General features: G+C 62.0%; 15 protein-coding genes and 3 tRNA genes. 9 read left to right on the plus strand and 9 right to left on the minus strand.

The features are described 5' to 3' along the window. Positions 1–214: 214 nt before the first annotated feature. Entirely contained in the window at positions 215–1,345 is a 1,131-nt protein-coding gene (locus tag BCY88_RS06660; RefSeq protein ID WP_120343503.1) for a porin, read from the plus strand. Positions 1,346–1,437: 92 nt separating this feature from the next. Here BCY88_RS06660 and greB read toward each other — a convergent pair whose 3' ends face one another. Continuing rightward, positions 1,438–2,007: a transcription elongation factor GreB gene (greB, locus tag BCY88_RS06665; protein ID WP_120343504.1), complete on the minus strand. Its 570-nt coding sequence runs from the start codon at positions 2,005–2,007 to the stop codon at positions 1,438–1,440. Between the two features lie 120 nt (positions 2,008–2,127). Here greB and BCY88_RS06670 point away from each other — a divergent pair. Then, a tRNA-Arg gene (locus tag BCY88_RS06670) sits at positions 2,128–2,204 on the plus strand. 88 nt (positions 2,205–2,292) lie between these two features. Then, positions 2,293–2,369 (plus strand) — tRNA-Arg (locus tag BCY88_RS06675). Positions 2,370–2,475: 106 nt separating this feature from the next. On the opposite strand, the gene BCY88_RS06680 is transcribed toward BCY88_RS06675, so the two are convergent. The 5 genes from BCY88_RS06680 to BCY88_RS06700 all read right to left on the minus strand — a co-directional run bounded on the left by BCY88_RS06680 (position 2,476) and on the right by BCY88_RS06700 (position 7,566). Continuing rightward, positions 2,476–2,964 carry a phage protein NinX family protein gene (locus tag BCY88_RS06680; protein ID WP_120343505.1) on the minus strand — a complete coding sequence of 163 codons (489 nt, stop codon included), beginning with the start codon at positions 2,962–2,964 and terminating at the stop codon, positions 2,476–2,478. Between the two features lie 116 nt (positions 2,965–3,080). Then, on the minus strand, positions 3,081–5,438 hold the full coding sequence (locus BCY88_RS06685; RefSeq protein ID WP_120343506.1) for a RelA/SpoT family protein: 2,358 nt from the start codon (positions 5,436–5,438) through the stop codon (positions 3,081–3,083). A 160-nt stretch (positions 5,439–5,598) separates the two neighbouring features. After that, positions 5,599–5,802 carry a DNA-directed RNA polymerase subunit omega gene (gene rpoZ / locus BCY88_RS06690; protein WP_006025620.1) on the minus strand — a complete coding sequence of 68 codons (204 nt, stop codon included), beginning with the start codon at positions 5,800–5,802 and terminating at the stop codon, positions 5,599–5,601. A gap of 141 nt (positions 5,803–5,943) precedes the next feature. Continuing rightward, positions 5,944–6,624 carry a guanylate kinase gene (gene gmk, locus BCY88_RS06695; protein ID WP_120343507.1) on the minus strand — a complete coding sequence of 227 codons (681 nt, stop codon included), beginning with the start codon at positions 6,622–6,624 and terminating at the stop codon, positions 5,944–5,946. 18 nt (positions 6,625–6,642) lie between these two features. Then, positions 6,643–7,566 (minus strand): YicC/YloC family endoribonuclease, encoded by a 924-nt coding sequence (locus tag BCY88_RS06700; protein ID WP_120343508.1) that lies wholly within the window; start codon positions 7,564–7,566, stop codon positions 6,643–6,645. Between the two features lie 269 nt (positions 7,567–7,835). Here BCY88_RS06700 and rph point away from each other — a divergent pair, with 269 nt between their 5' ends. The 6 genes from rph to BCY88_RS06725 all read left to right on the plus strand — a co-directional run bounded on the left by rph (position 7,836) and on the right by BCY88_RS06725 (position 11,589). Continuing rightward, positions 7,836–8,576, plus strand: coding sequence for a ribonuclease PH (gene rph / locus BCY88_RS06705; RefSeq protein WP_120343598.1), 741 nt, complete (start codon positions 7,836–7,838; stop codon positions 8,574–8,576). Then, positions 8,569–9,216 carry an RdgB/HAM1 family non-canonical purine NTP pyrophosphatase gene (gene rdgB, locus BCY88_RS06710; RefSeq protein ID WP_120343509.1) on the plus strand — a complete coding sequence of 216 codons (648 nt, stop codon included), beginning with the start codon at positions 8,569–8,571 and terminating at the stop codon, positions 9,214–9,216. Before rph ends, rdgB begins: the two co-directional genes overlap by 8 nt. Further along, positions 9,213–10,442, plus strand: a complete 1,230-nt coding sequence (gene hemW, locus BCY88_RS06715) for a radical SAM family heme chaperone HemW (RefSeq protein WP_120343510.1) — start codon at positions 9,213–9,215, stop codon at positions 10,440–10,442. Before rdgB ends, hemW begins: the two co-directional genes overlap by 4 nt. A gap of 64 nt (positions 10,443–10,506) precedes the next feature. Then, a tRNA-Ser gene (locus BCY88_RS06720) sits at positions 10,507–10,596 on the plus strand. A gap of 204 nt (positions 10,597–10,800) precedes the next feature. Further along, complete coding sequence (locus BCY88_RS39795) at positions 10,801–10,974, plus strand: hypothetical protein (RefSeq protein ID WP_183081303.1); 174 nt, start codon at positions 10,801–10,803, stop codon at positions 10,972–10,974. Positions 10,975–11,130: 156 nt separating this feature from the next. Further along, entirely contained in the window at positions 11,131–11,589 is a 459-nt protein-coding gene (locus BCY88_RS06725) for a hypothetical protein (protein ID WP_147408505.1), read from the plus strand. A gap of 28 nt (positions 11,590–11,617) precedes the next feature. Here BCY88_RS06725 and BCY88_RS06730 read toward each other — a convergent pair whose 3' ends face one another. The 3 genes from BCY88_RS06730 to BCY88_RS06740 all read right to left on the minus strand — a co-directional run bounded on the left by BCY88_RS06730 (position 11,618) and on the right by BCY88_RS06740 (position 13,801). Then, a complete protein-coding gene (locus tag BCY88_RS06730) occupies positions 11,618–12,022 on the minus strand; it encodes a RidA family protein (protein WP_120343512.1) in 405 nt (134 codons plus the stop codon). 109 nt (positions 12,023–12,131) lie between these two features. After that, positions 12,132–12,359 carry a hypothetical protein gene (locus tag BCY88_RS06735; protein ID WP_074285855.1) on the minus strand — a complete coding sequence of 76 codons (228 nt, stop codon included), beginning with the start codon at positions 12,357–12,359 and terminating at the stop codon, positions 12,132–12,134. Positions 12,360–12,580: 221 nt separating this feature from the next. Further along, on the minus strand, positions 12,581–13,801 hold the full coding sequence (locus BCY88_RS06740; protein WP_120343599.1) for a Bcr/CflA family multidrug efflux MFS transporter: 1,221 nt from the start codon (positions 13,799–13,801) through the stop codon (positions 12,581–12,583). Between the last annotated feature and the right edge of the window lie 117 nt (positions 13,802–13,918).

Consider the following 13,918-nt stretch of genomic DNA (forward strand, 5'->3'; position numbering starts at 1 on the left):
GGCACTCCCCTATCGTTTCACATCCAGTAATACTTTATTGCGAAATTCGGAATGTCCGCTTTTGAGAGCGTCTCTCTACACTCTGCCTAACCGGAAACCGACGCGTTTGAAGTACAGCGCGTTTCTCATGCGGATTTCGCCTCTCGCAGCGCCCGCGTGAAGGTCTCCTTAAGCCTGGGTTCAAAAAACCCACTCTCGCTCTCGGAGTTACAAGATGAAAAAGACACTCATGGTCGCGGCCCTTACGGGCGTTTTTGCAACGGCAGCACATGCCCAGAGCAGCGTCACGCTGTATGGCTTGATCGACGCCGGCATCACCTATACGAATAACCAGCACGGCCACAGCAGCTGGCAGGAAACCAGCGGCTCGATCAACGGCAGCCGTTGGGGCTTGCGCGGCGCCGAAGATCTGGGCGGCGGTCTCAAAGCCATCTTCACGTTGGAAAACGGCTTCAATATCGCCAACGGCAAACTCGGCCAGGGTGGCCGTGAGTTTGGCCGCCAGGCATTCGTGGGTCTGACGAGCGACCAGTTCGGCGCGGTGACCCTCGGCCGTCAATATGACAGCGTGGTGGACTACGTCGGCCCGCTGTCGCTGACCGGCACGCAATACGGCGGCACCCAGTTCGCCCACCCGTTCGATAACGACAACCTGAACAACTCGTTCCGCGTGAACAACGCGATCAAGTATCAGAGCGTGAACTACGGTGGCTTCAAGTTCGGCGCTACGTATGGCTTCTCGAACGCAGCCGGCAGCTTCGCAAACAACCGTGAGTACAGCGCTGGTGCATCGTACAACTGGGGTGGCCTGAATGTCGCCGCTGCGTACTTGCAACTGAACAACGGCGGCTCGACGAACACCGGCGGCGCAGTGTCGGACGACTTCACGTTTGCAGCAACGCGTCAGCAGACCTGGGGCGCAGGCGCGAACTACACGTTCGGACCGGCAACGGCTGGCATTCTGTACACGCAAACCAACCTGACCGGCCTGACGGGCATCGGTGCAAGCGCATCGGGCTTCAGCTCGGGCGTGACGCTGCCGAGCAACAGCGCCCACTTCCAGAACTTCGAAGTGAACGGCCGCTACGCCCTCACGCCGGCACTGAGCCTGGCGGGCTCGTACACCTACACGCGTGCCAGCCTGAACGGCGTGCGTCCGAACTACAACCAGTTCAATCTGCAAACGGACTACGCGCTGTCGAAGCGCACGGACGTGTACCTGCAGGGCGTGTATCAGCGCGTGAACGAAGGTTCGGGCATGGTTGCGAACATCAATGGCGTGGGTGGTGCGTCGGCAACGAACAGCCAGGTCGCTGTGACGGCAGGTCTGCGTCATCGCTTCTAAAGCGGCTGGCAGCATCCGCTAGCATCGAAGGCGCCGTTCGCGGCGCCTTTTTTTATGCCGTGCTGAAAATACGCCTGGCAAGCGAAACCGGCCTAGCCGCCGGTATCGGGCGGCGGATACTTGACGTCCAGTATGTCGATCGGCTGTGGACCAGCCGGGGTGTACAACGTCACCGTATCGCCGATTTTCGCCTTGAGCAGCGCCCGCGCGATCGGTGAGATCCAGCTCACATGGCCGACATCCAGATCGACCTCATCGACACCGACAATGGTGAGCGTATGGTCCTCGCCGTCTTCCGTTGCGTATTCGACGGTTGCGCCGAAGAACACCTGATCGACGTTTTCCTGCTTGCTGCTGTCGACCACCTCGGCGATGTCGAGACGCTTGGTCAGAAAGCGGATCCGCCGATCGATCTCCCGCAGACGGCGCTTGCCATAGATGTAGTCGCCGTTTTCCGAACGGTCGCCATTCGAGGCCGCCCACGACACCAGCCTGACCACCTCCGGCCGCTCGACATCGATCAGATGCAGCAGTTCATCGCGCATGCGCCGGTAACCGGCGGGCGTAATGTAGTTTTTCGTACCCGGTGGGATTTCGGGCTGGGCGACGTCGAGATCGTCGTCATTCTCTTCACTCGACTCTTTGACAAAGGCCTTGTTCATGATGGTCCATTAACCGCAGCAAACGACTGCCTATCAAGGGTACACGATCAGGGCAATGAGACAAATCGCAGTTACATGCTTCCCTTTTTCAAAACCTTTGCTATAATCTCGTTTCTGCGTGCGGCTGTAGCTCAGTTGGATAGAGTACTTGGCTACGAACCAAGGGGTCGTGGGTTCGAATCCTGCCAGCCGCACCACTTATTCGAGGGCCTCCCTCCGGGGAGGCCCTCTGTTTTACCCCAGTTTTTCGCAGTTTCGTTGAAATTAGCGTCACCTGTTTAGCGTGCGGCTGTAGCTCAGTTGGATAGAGTACTTGGCTACGAACCAAGGGGTCGTGGGTTCGAATCCTGCCAGCCGCACCACCTATAGAGGGCCTTCCGATCGGAAGGCCCTTTGTTTTTGCGCCGCCGGTTCTGCTTCATCCGGTCCGCCCTGCCCAGCCTGCGGGCCCTGGCGGCGTCACGGCAACTATCGCGGCGCTGACTGAATATCACCGATCCGTCCGTCGGGACTCGGCACGTCCTCGAATGAATCATCCTCCGTTTCCTCGCCGATCAGCGCCGCGCGCTCGCCGGTCACCGCCTGCGCCTGCCGCAACACCTCGTCCACGCTATCGCCGAAACGGCTTTCGACAAACGCCCGCAGCAGCGCGACCCGCAACGAGTCGCCCCGCCCTTCCACGGCTCGATGGCTGCCTTCGAACTCGGCGATGCAATGTGCCGCGCCATGAACGGTCCGCTCACGCACCTCCAGCCGCAGCGCGCGCTCCAGCACCGCAGATGCCGCTTCCCACGACGTGGACGGCGTGAAACGGCCGTCCCATGGGCGGCCGCGATCGATGCCGCGGATCGAGACGGTTTCACCGCTGTCGGTGAAAAAGATTTCGCGCACGAAGTCATGCAGGCTGCGGGCGACCCAGTAGTCGAGCGTCAAGCCTGTGAGGTCTGCTACTTTCATTGGCGTTCTCCCTGAAGATTCAGTGAGACTTGCTGGCGGCAGTGCATTCAGATTCTAACGAGGAGCCACCGGAAGCGGCCAAAGGTCCCCGTCGAGCAGGCTCCGTCAGCCTCAGCTCAGTAATCGGCCCGCTCGCGGTCGATCCGCATCCCGCCGTCGTGGCGGTGGTGCCCTTCCTCGCTCGGCCGCTCGCGCGCGATGCGCATCACGTCCGGATTCGTACGCACGCGGCGCATGACGTTGGCGAGATGGACACGATCGCTCACCTGGATCACGAAGCGCAGCACCGTGGATTCCTGCGACAGGTCCTCGTCCATTGCGATGTGGACGATGTTCGCATCCGCCGACGTGATGTCGGCAGCCACGCGGGCGAATACGCCCTTGGTGTTCTTGACCAGCACCTTCACCGCGACGTCGAACAGACGGCCCGGCTGCGGCGCCCACGCTACGTCGATCCAGCGGCCTGGATCGCGCTTGTGGATGCGCTGGGCGACGCGGCAGTCCGTGGTGTGGATTGCCATGCCGAGGCCGATACCGATGTAGCCCATGATGTCGTCGCCCGGAATCGGACGGCAGCACGCGGACAACTGCACCGACATGCCTTCCGTACCGGTGATGACGACCGGCGGCGCATGCGGCCCCGAGCCGTCGGAACGCGAGCCGTCGTCGTCGGCATCGCGGCCGCTCATCAGCACTTCGATACGCTTGGCCATGACCGCGGCGACACGCCGGCCGAGACCGATATCCGCGAAAATTTCCTGACGGTTCTTGTTGCCCGTCCACTGCACGAGCTTTTCCCACGCTTCCGGCGTCACTTCCGAAAGCGCCAGGCTGTAGCCCTTCAGCGCCTGGTCGACGAGACGTTCACCGAGTTGGACGGACTCATTCAGGCGCATCGTCTTCAGATAATGACGGATCGCCGAACGCGCCTTGCCGGTGCGCACGAACCCGAGCCAGGCCGGATTCGGCTTCGAATACGGCGCCGTGATCACTTCTACGATGTCGCCGCTTTTCAGCTCTGTGCGCAGCGGCAGCAGTTCGTTATTGATCTTCACTGCAACGCACTGGTTGCCCAGGTCGCTGTGGATCGAATACGCGAAGTCGAGCGCGGTCGCACCACGCGGCAACGCCATGATCTTCGACTTCGGCGTAAACACGTAGACCGCGTCCGGGAACAGATCGATCTTGACGTGTTCGAGGAATTCGCTCGAATCGCCCGCTTCGCTCTGAATGTCGAGCAGTGACTTGAGCCACTGGTGCGCGCGTTTCTGCACGTCGTTCAGATCCGCGCCGCCGTTCTTGTACAGCCAGTGCGCGGCGACGCCCGCTTCCGCGATCTCGTGCATCTTGCGCGTGCGCACCTGGAACTCGATCGGCGCGCCGAACGGGCCAACCAGCGTGGTGTGCAGCGATTGATAGCCGTTCACCTTCGGGATCGCGATGTAATCCTTGAACTTGCCCGGCACCGGCTTGTAGAGCGCATGCAGCGCGCCGATGCAGGTGTAGCACTCGAGCGCGCTTTCGACCACCACGCGAAAGCCGTACACGTCGAGCACCTGCGAGAACGACAACTGCTTGTCGCGCATCTTCTTATAGATACTGAAGATGGTTTTCTCGCGGCCAGTGACTTCGGCGTCGAGCTTCGCGTCGGCAATCGCGCGCTGCACCGACTCCAGAATCTTGCCGACCACTTCGCGCCGGTTGCCGCGCGCGGCCTTGACGGCTTTTTCGAGCGTAGCGTAGCGATGCGGGTTGAAGTTCGCGAAGCTCAGATCCTGCAGCTCGCGATAGGTATTGTTCAGGCCAAGCCGGTGGGCGATCGGCGCGTAGATGTCCAGCGTCTCGCGCGCCACGCGGCGGCGCTTTTCATGCGGCACCGCACCCAGCGTGCGCATGTTGTGCAGCCGGTCGGCGAGCTTCACCAGAATCACGCGGACGTCGCGCGCCATCGCGAGCAGCATCTTGCGGAAGTTTTCCGCCTGCGCCTCTTCGCGATTGCGAAACTCCATCTTGTCCAGCTTCGACAAGCCATCGACCAGTTCCGCGACCTTTGCACCGAATCGCTCCGCGAGTTCGGCCTTGGTCACACCCTGGTCTTCCATCACGTCATGCAGCAGCGCCGCCATGATCGACTGGGCGTCGAGATTCCAGCCGGCGCAGATTTCCGCGACGGCGACGGGATGGGTGATATAGGGCTCGCCGCTCTGGCGGTACTGGCCGAGGTGGGCTTCGTCGCTGAAATGGAACGCCGCCTTGATGTCCTTGATTTCTTCCGGCTGCAAATAGCCGGCCAGAACGGATGTCAGCTTGGCGATCGAAACGACGTCATGCCGGCGCGGTTGCTCCGGCGTGGCGGTCGGCCCGAACAGATGGCGAAACGACTGTTCGAGGACCGCGTCGATGTACTTCCGTGCAGACGAGGGCGAGTCAGCGTCGTGTTCCACTTCCGTGGCGGTGGGCGGGGTCGTACTCATTTTCGCCTCCGTAGCGGTTAGGGTTGGACGCCGGTCTGCACGGTGATGCAATTACGTGTGGCAAATAGGACTGGCAGACAGACCGGAAAAGCAGACCGGAAAAGCAGACCTGAAAAACAGACCTGAAAAATACAGGCAATCGAAAACGGAACAGTGCGCCTTAGACAGGCACCTTCTTCAGCATTTCGACGCCAACCTGGCCGGCTGCGATTTCGCGCAGTGCGACGACCGTGGGCTTGTCGCGGCTTTCGATCTTCGGCGTGTGACCTTGTGCGAGCTGACGCGCGCGATAGGTCGCGGCAAGCGCGAGTTCGAAACGATTCGGAATCTGTTTGAGGCAGTCTTCGACGGTAATGCGGGCCATGTTGGGTTCCTTCTTGCAAGAAAACGCTGGGCCGCCCCAAGTTTTCTTGTCCCCCTCGGGGGGCCTGGCGCAAAGCGACAGGTCTGGGGGCGTTAATTGATGTTGCTTATTCTACCTTATGTGCTCGACACACCGCCGCGCTCACGCGTGCGGCAGGTGGATGCCGAGCTGCACGAAAAGCTGCGTGTGGCGCGCGTATTGCGACGCGAAGCGCGAACGCGTCGCGGCCACGAGGCAGCGCAGTTCGCCAAGCGCGCGATCGAAGCTGTCGTTGATCACGACATACTCCGCTTCGGCCGCGTGCGCCATCTCGCTGCCGGCTGCGAGCAGACGGCGCGTGATCACGTTCGGTTCGTCCTGGCCGCGCTTTTTCAAACGCTCTTCGAGCGCGTCGAGAGACGGCGGCAGGATGAAGATTTCCACTGCGTTGTGAAACTGCTTTTTGACCTGTTGCGCACCTTGCCAGTCGATTTCGAGCAACACGTCATGCCCGCTTTTCATCTGCTCTTCGATCCACACGCGCGAGGTCGCGTAGTAGTTGCCGTGCACTTCCGCGCTTTCGAGAAACTCGCCCGTCGCGTGACGGGTCAGAAAATCGTCGACTGTCGTGAAGTGATAGTGCTCGCCGTCCTGCTCCTTCGGACGCGGCGGGCGCGTCGTGTACGAAATCGACAGACGGATCGCGTCGTCGCCGGCGAGCAGTGCGTTCACGAGCGTCGACTTGCCCGCGCCCGAAGGCGCGACCACCATGAACAGGTTGCCGGGATAAGCACCGGCGTAAGGGTTGCGCGGTGCGCTGATTTCGCGTGTGTGGTCGGTCATGTTCTCGGGGCTCCTGCCTTACTCCAGATTCTGTACTTGTTCGCGCATCTGTTCGATGAGCAGCTTCAGGGACATCGACGAATCGGCCAGCTCCTTCGCGGCCGCCTTCGAACCGAGCGTGTTCGCTTCGCGATTCAGCTCCTGCATCATGAAGTCCAGGCGCTTGCCGACTTTACCGCCCTTCTCGATCACATGACGCGTTTCGTTCAGGTGAGCCGTGAGGCGCGACAGTTCTTCGGCGATATCGATACGGATGCCGTACATCGTCACTTCCTGGCGAATCCGTTCGTTGATTTCTTCGCGCGAGACGTTCGTTGCCGCCGTATCCGGCGCGGCAATGCCGAGCGCTTCCTGCAGACGTTCGACGATCTTCTGCTGATGCTTGGCGATCAGTTCCGGCACGAGCGGCGTGATCTTCGTGACGATCGATTCCATCTCGGTGACGTTGGCCAGCAATACCGTCGCCAGTTGCGCGCCTTCGCGGGCACGCACGTCGATCAGATCGGTAATCGCCTGCTTGCCGCATGTGAGCACCGCGTCGCGCAACACTTCCGGCGCCACGCCGGTTTCGGCCAGCACGCCCGGCCAGCGCAGAATTTCGCCGGTGCGCAGGCGCCCTGCTTCCGGGAAGGTCGACAGCACAGTGCGCTCGAGCAGCGCGAGTTGCGTCAGCGCATCACGATTGACCGAGCCTGCATTGGCCGACTGTTCGCTGCGCTGCAGGTTGATACGAATATCGACCTTGCCGCGCGAAAGCTTATTCATCAGCATTTCGCGCAGCGTCGGCTCGCAGACGCGCACGTCTTCCGGCATCCGGAAGTTCAGATCGAGAAAGCGCGAGTTCACCGTGCGCAGTTCGACCGATACGCTCACGCCGCCTGTGCCCGAGGCCGCGACGAGTTCGCGCGTGGCGCTCGCATAGCCAGTCATGCTGTAGATCATCGTATTTCTCGCGATTGTGGCCATGCGTTTTGACGATGGCCGGAGAGTCGAATCGCCCGGCGTGTACGAGACGCGGGGCGGGGAATCCGCATTATCCCATTTTTGACGGCAAGGCCCTTGATACGCGGGCCGCCGCCCGCGCCGCGCCACCTCGCCGGGAGCCCCGGCGCATGCGGGTGGCCGCCCGGCAGACAGCCCGCCCCGCGCCCGGCGCGATCGGCTGTAAAATTGCGCTTTCCCTCCTGCTTTTCTTCCAGACCGATCCCAACATGACCCAAAACACCCAACGCCCCAGCGGCCGTCAGGCCAATCAGCTGCGCGACGTGCGCATCACGCGCCACTACACGAAGCATGCGGAGGGCTCGGTGCTGGTCGAGTTCGGCGACACCAAGGTTATCTGCACGGCAAGCATCGCCGAGAGCGTGCCGTCGTTCCTGCGCGACCGAGGCCAGGGTTGGCTGACCGCCGAATACGGCATGCTGCCGCGCGCCACGCACACCCGCAGCGACCGTGAAGCGGCGCGCGGCAAGCAAACCGGACGCACCCAGGAAATCCAGCGTCTGATCGGCCGCGCCTTGCGCTCGGTGTTCGATCTCGAGAAGCTCGGTGCGCGCACGCTGCATATCGACTGCGACGTGATCCAGGCCGACGGCGGGACGCGCACGGCCAGCATCACCGGCGCGTTCGTCGCCGCGCATGACGCGGTGGCCGGATTGCTGGCTGCGGGCCGCATCGAAAGCTCGCCGATCACCGACTACATCGCGGCGATTTCGGTCGGCGTGTACGACGGTCTGCCGGTGCTGGACCTCGACTACGACGAAGATTCGCAATGCGACACCGACATGAACGTCGTGATGACGGGCGCGGGCGGCTTCGTCGAAATCCAGGGCACGGCTGAAGGCGCGCCGTTCTCGCGCGATGAAATGAATGCGCTGCTCGATCTGGCGAGCGACGGCATCAACACGCTGATCGCGAAACAGAAAGAAGCGCTGGAGCAAAAGAGTGAGTGAAGACCGTCAAGGCAACGGCGCGGTTGCGTCTGACTCGCCGTTGAAAAAAGTCGTGCTGGCGTCGAACAACGCGGGCAAGCTGCGTGAGTTCGCGGCGCTGCTCGGCGCGGCCGGCATCGAGCTGATTCCGCAAGGCGAGCTGAACGTGCCGGAAGCGGAAGAGCCGTATCCGACTTTCGTCGAAAACGCGCTGACCAAGGCACGTCACGCCGCGAAGCTGACCGGCCTGCCCGCACTGGCCGACGATTCCGGCTTGTGCGTACGCGTGCTGCGTGGTGCGCCCGGCGTCTATTCGGCGCGCTATGCGCAGCGCGCCGGCGGCGAAAAGAGCGACGCGGCGAACAACGCGCAGCTCGTTTCAGCCTTGCAAGGCGAAACCGATCGGCGCGCGTACTACTACTGCGTGCTGGCGCTCGTGCGTCATGCGGACGATCCCGAACCGCTGATCGCCGAAGGCCGCTGGCACGGCGAAATGCTGGAGGCGCCGCGCGGCAAGCATGGTTTCGGCTATGACCCGTACTTTTTCCTGCCGTCCCTGAACGCGAGCGCTGCTGAACTCGAACCAGCGGTGAAGAACGCCAGCAGCCATCGCGCGATTGCGCTGCGCCACCTGCTCGCGCGGCTGACGGAGGAAGCGTGATTCCGATCAAACCGGCGCCTGCCGACATCGGCAACGGCGTCATCAAGGCGTTCACGTCGCCGGGCAGCATTCGTCTGATGTCGTTGCCGCCTCTGGCGCTGTATGTGCACTTTCCGTGGTGCGTGCGCAAGTGTCCGTATTGCGATTTCAACTCGCACGAGTGGAAAGGCGACACGTTCCCGGAGACCGAATATCTCGACGCGCTGCGTGCCGATCTGGAGTTGGCGCTGCCGCTTGTGTGGGGACGCCAGGTGCATACGGTGTTCATTGGCGGCGGCACGCCCAGCTTGCTGTCGGCAGCCGGACTCGACCGGATGCTGTCCGACGTGCGCGCGCTCCTGCCGCTCGACGCCGATGCGGAAATCACGCTTGAAGCCAACCCGGGCACGTTCGAGGCCGCCAAGTTCGCGCAGTTTCGCGCAAGCGGCGTGAACCGCCTGTCGGTGGGTATCCAGAGTTTCAATGAGGCGCATCTGAAAGCGCTCGGCCGGATTCACGACTCGACGCAGGCTCGCCGTGCCGTCGAAGTGGCCGCGACGACCTTCGACAACTTCAACCTCGATCTGATGTTCGCGCTGCCGCAGCAGACGCTCGCGCAATGTCAGGCCGACGTGGAGACGGCGTTGTCATTCTCGCCGCCGCATTTGTCCCTGTACCACCTCACGCTCGAACCGAACACGCTGTTTGCGAAATTCCCGCCGGCGCTCCCCGACGACGATGCTTCCGCCGACATGCAGGACTGGATTCATGAACGCACGACGGCGGCCGGTTACGGGCGCTATGAAGTGTCCGCGTATGCGCAGCCGCATCGGCAGAGCAAGCACAATCTGAATTACTGGCGCTTCGGCGACTATCTCGGCATCGGCGCGGGCGCGCATACCAAGCTGTCGTTTCCAAACCGCGTACTGCGCCAGATGCGTTACAAGCATCCGACCACTTTCATCGAGCAGGCGTTGTCCGGCACCGCCGTGCAGGAAGAACATGAGGTCGGGCCGCGCGATCTGCCGTTCGAGTTCATGCTGAACGCGCTGCGACTGGTGGAAGGATTTCCGGTGCATCGTTTCATCGAACGCACGGGAATGTCGATGACCTCGATCGAACCGGCCTTGCAGGAAGCGGAACGGCGCAAGCTGATTACGCGCGACCACGAAAAGATCACGCCGACGCCGCTTGGCCAGGCCTTCCTGAACGATCTGCAGGCGCTGTTTCTGAAGGATCCGCAGTAATTGCAGACGCTGCAGACCCGCGGAGCACCGCAACGGGGATTTTTCAGGTTACAATTTCGGGCTTGGAGGTGTGGCCGAGCGGTTTAAGGCACCGGTCTTGAAAACCGGCGAAGGAGTGATCCTTCCGTGAGTTCGAATCTCACCGCCTCCGCCAGACACTCAATAGAAACGGGCCGCTCGGCCCGTTTTTCATTTCTGACGATCAAACAACCCGCCCGTTGGCGAATGCGCAACGTGTCAAACGGGTAAGCAACTGTAAATGACGCCCGATTAGACCGCGGTTCCGTAATTTGCCGTCACACGGCAAACCGAACGAATGCGGCCCCGGGTTCCTCCAACTCACAAAGAGGGAGGAATCATGGTCAAGTTACTGTTTGCGATAGGTTTCGCACTGGGCCTGTCCGGATGTGTCGTCGCGCCACCTTACGGCTACGCACCGGCATACGGATATGCTCCCGGCTACTACGCTGCGCCGAGCGTCAGCGTGGGTGTTGGCGTCGGCGGTTATTACGGCGGCCACGGGCGGTGGTAGCGGTGGTACTTTCGGGCCAGGCTCGCTCCTGGCCAAGTTCGTACCGGCCAATTGCTCGGCATTGCCCGCATTAAGGGGAACCCCTCCCTCAACATCTCGCTCCCATGGTCGATATCAAGACTATGTGTGCCGTCAGCACACGCCAGGGAGTCGATCATGAAAGTCCGTACTTTGGCCTTTGCACTCATTTGGGTTGCCGCGAGCGCAGGCGTATCGTCCGCGTTCGCAGGCACCTCAACGTCGCCTTCCGACGACGATAGCGCAGCGGTGTTCGGCGCAGCCAGGCTGTCAAATCTGCAGGACGTCGGCGGCAGCGCGAAAGTTGGCACGTCCGCGGCTTCGGCAGGCGCCAATGTGCTGCGAGGCGCAAGCGGCAACATCGGCGTGAATATCGCGGCCGGGGCGCTGAATGCGCAGGCCAACCAGATCGCCCTCATCGACACACCGCAGGCCGCGATCACCTCACAACAGAATCTGCATACTGTTGCACAGTTGACAGGCAACGCCACCGCAAAACTCGGCGCCGGATCGCTGTCGGCAGTGAGCGGCAACGTCGGCGTGAATATCGCCTCCGGCGTGGGCAATGCCCAGTTCAACGGACTCGTGATTCACTGAACCAGCGACGTCTCGACACCGCCACGACTTAAACCAGCGCGGTCGCCTCGACCTCGACCTTCAGGCCGTAATGCAGATGAGGGACCGGCACGACGGCACGCGCCGGCCGCGTATCGCCCGCCCAGCGCGCGTAGATCTGATTGAAGCTCGCCCAATGCTCGACATCGGCGATATAGACACGCACCTGCACCAGTTGCGCAATGCTGCTGCCGGCGCCTTCGAGCGCCGCCTGAAGATTCGCCAGCACCTGCTCAGCCTGAACCTCGAACGAGGCGTCGGCGAGCTTTTCGCCCTGTGCGTTGATCGGTAACTGTCCCGAGACGAAAACAAACCCATTCGCAATCGCGACATGGCTGTAATGGCCACCCGGCTTCGCCAGAGCAGCGGGATTGTCCAGGTGCGGCAGATGCGGCTCGTGCTGGCTAACAGCCATAAATACAACTCCAGAAGGGAACGCGCCCAAGCGGCGCATGGCAGCGCGAGAGGTGCCGCATGCCGCTCGCCACGCGTGTCATACGACGTGTCACACGACATGTCACATGCTAGGCAAGCGCATCCAGTTTCTCACGCGCGTCGGCGCAACGGCGATTCAGGTCACGGTGCATCAACTGGCTGTCGAGTAGCGCCGATACATCAGACAAACCGTAATCAAAGCGCAAGACGTATTCGATGTCTGTGTAATCGTGATAGGCGCCGCTGTCTGCCAGCTTCTGCGCTTCGGCAAAGGCAGCATGTTGCCGCTCGCCGTTCATCAAGTCTCTGATCGCCATGATTGCCGCTCCGAGGAACAGTGGCTCCATCATAGCAATGCAAATCAAAACGCACGGTAGCGCGCACGCAACACCTGGTGTTTTCCGTAGACACGCTGACTAGCGCTGCGCGCAGACACAAGCTTGCAGCGCGTTTCGGCGACGGAACAATGATCCGCCTCGAGCAACGGGCTCGCGTCTCATGCAGCCGCCGCATACGGCCCAAGCCAAATCAGGCCGCTTCAAACCGCAGCGACGGGCGCCTTCATGCCGTGCCATTTGACAACCAGAATCCGGCCGACGTAACACAACACACCTGCAACACCCACCACGACACCCATGCCCTTGGGCGAACCGTCCTGCCAGAGTCCGACAGCGAGGCTCGACACCGCGCCGAGCGCCAACTGCACGGCTCCGAACACGGCGGCGGCTGCGCCCGCGTTCACCGGATAGCGATGCATCAGGTCGGTTGTGCAGTTAGCGGACAGCAGCCCAACCACGCCGACCACGAAGAACAGACCAAACACGATCGACCAGAGTCCGCCCCACCCCGTCAGAGAAACGAGGCAGACGAACAGGGAGGCGATGCAACTCACGGTTGCGGCAAACGAAATGATCGGCAGCGAACCGAGCCGCCCGACGAGACGCGTATTCATGAAATTGCCGAACATGATGCCGACGATATTCAGTGCGAACAGAAAGCCGTAATGCTGCGCCGACACGTGGAAATATTCGATATACACGAACGGCGTCGCGGTGATGTACGCGAACATCGAGGCGAACGCCATGCCGCCGCACAGCATGTGCCCCCACGCGACCGGATCGCGCAGTAACCTGCCGTAGGCGCCGAACGATTTCAGCAGCGCCGAATGCGCGCGCTTTTCGGGCGGCCACGTTTCCGGCACTTTGAGAAACGCGGTCACCGCGCACACCGAACCGAACAGCGTCAGCACGATAAAGACGACGCGCCAGCCGCCGAGCAACAGCAACTGGCCGCCGATCAGCGGCGCGAGCAATGGCCCGATCGACGTGACGATGGCGAGCATCGACAGCACGCGCGCGGCGTCGGTCGGCCCGTGCGCGTCGCGGGCGATTGCGCGCGCCAGCACCGAGGCTGCGCCCGCGCCGAGCGCCTGGACGAAGCGGAACGTCACCAGCGAGCCGATCGAAAACGACAGCGCGCAAGCCACGCTCGCCAGCGCATACATGATGATGCCGCCGAGCAGCACAGGCCGGCGGCCATAGCTGTCCGACAGCGGGCCATAGAGCAGCATGCCGATCGAAAAGCCGAACATGAAGCTGGTGAGCGTGGTTTGCGCGGCACCCGTGCTGATGGCGAATGCCTGCGCGATGGTCGGCAGGCTTGGCAGATACATATCGATGGAAATCGGCCCGCACGCGGCAAGCGCACCGAGCAACAGAATCAGCCGGCCATCGGGCCGGCGTCTGGTGACGTGAGACATGGGAATCCAGATGAAGCGCCGCGCCGTGATCGGCGGCGAAACGCGGTGAAACGGGGTAAACAGCGGCTTGACGGCCACAATTGTACGCGACAGCTCAAGCATCCGCCGCACCCGAGC

The sequence above is a fragment of the Paraburkholderia fungorum genome (assembly GCF_003610895.1).
Taxonomy (GTDB): Bacteria; Pseudomonadota; Gammaproteobacteria; order Burkholderiales; family Burkholderiaceae; genus Paraburkholderia; species Paraburkholderia fungorum_B.

Excerpts from the sequence above, each read along its gene's own strand:
- BCY88_RS06660 (WP_120343503.1), top strand. The coding sequence starts at position 215 with ATGAAAAAGACACTCATGGTCGCGGCCCTTACGGGCGTTTTTGCAACG.
- greB (WP_120343504.1), bottom strand. The coding sequence starts at position 2,007 with ATGAACAAGGCCTTTGTCAAAGAGTCGAGTGAAGAGAATGACGACGAT.
- BCY88_RS06680 (WP_120343505.1), bottom strand. The coding sequence starts at position 2,964 with ATGAAAGTAGCAGACCTCACAGGCTTGACGCTCGACTACTGGGTCGCC.
- BCY88_RS06685 (WP_120343506.1), bottom strand. The coding sequence starts at position 5,438 with ATGAGTACGACCCCGCCCACCGCCACGGAAGTGGAACACGACGCTGAC.
- rpoZ (WP_006025620.1), bottom strand. The coding sequence starts at position 5,802 with ATGGCCCGCATTACCGTCGAAGACTGCCTCAAACAGATTCCGAATCGT.
- gmk (WP_120343507.1), bottom strand. The coding sequence starts at position 6,624 with ATGACCGACCACACACGCGAAATCAGCGCACCGCGCAACCCTTACGCC.
- BCY88_RS06700 (WP_120343508.1), bottom strand. The coding sequence starts at position 7,566 with ATGATCTACAGCATGACTGGCTATGCGAGCGCCACGCGCGAACTCGTC.
- rph (WP_120343598.1), top strand. The coding sequence starts at position 7,836 with ATGACCCAAAACACCCAACGCCCCAGCGGCCGTCAGGCCAATCAGCTG.
- BCY88_RS39795 (WP_183081303.1), top strand. The coding sequence starts at position 10,801 with ATGGTCAAGTTACTGTTTGCGATAGGTTTCGCACTGGGCCTGTCCGGA.
- BCY88_RS06725 (WP_147408505.1), top strand. The coding sequence starts at position 11,131 with ATGAAAGTCCGTACTTTGGCCTTTGCACTCATTTGGGTTGCCGCGAGC.
- BCY88_RS06730 (WP_120343512.1), bottom strand. The coding sequence starts at position 12,022 with ATGGCTGTTAGCCAGCACGAGCCGCATCTGCCGCACCTGGACAATCCC.
- BCY88_RS06735 (WP_074285855.1), bottom strand. The coding sequence starts at position 12,359 with ATGGCGATCAGAGACTTGATGAACGGCGAGCGGCAACATGCTGCCTTT.
- BCY88_RS06740 (WP_120343599.1), bottom strand. The coding sequence starts at position 13,801 with ATGTCTCACGTCACCAGACGCCGGCCCGATGGCCGGCTGATTCTGTTG.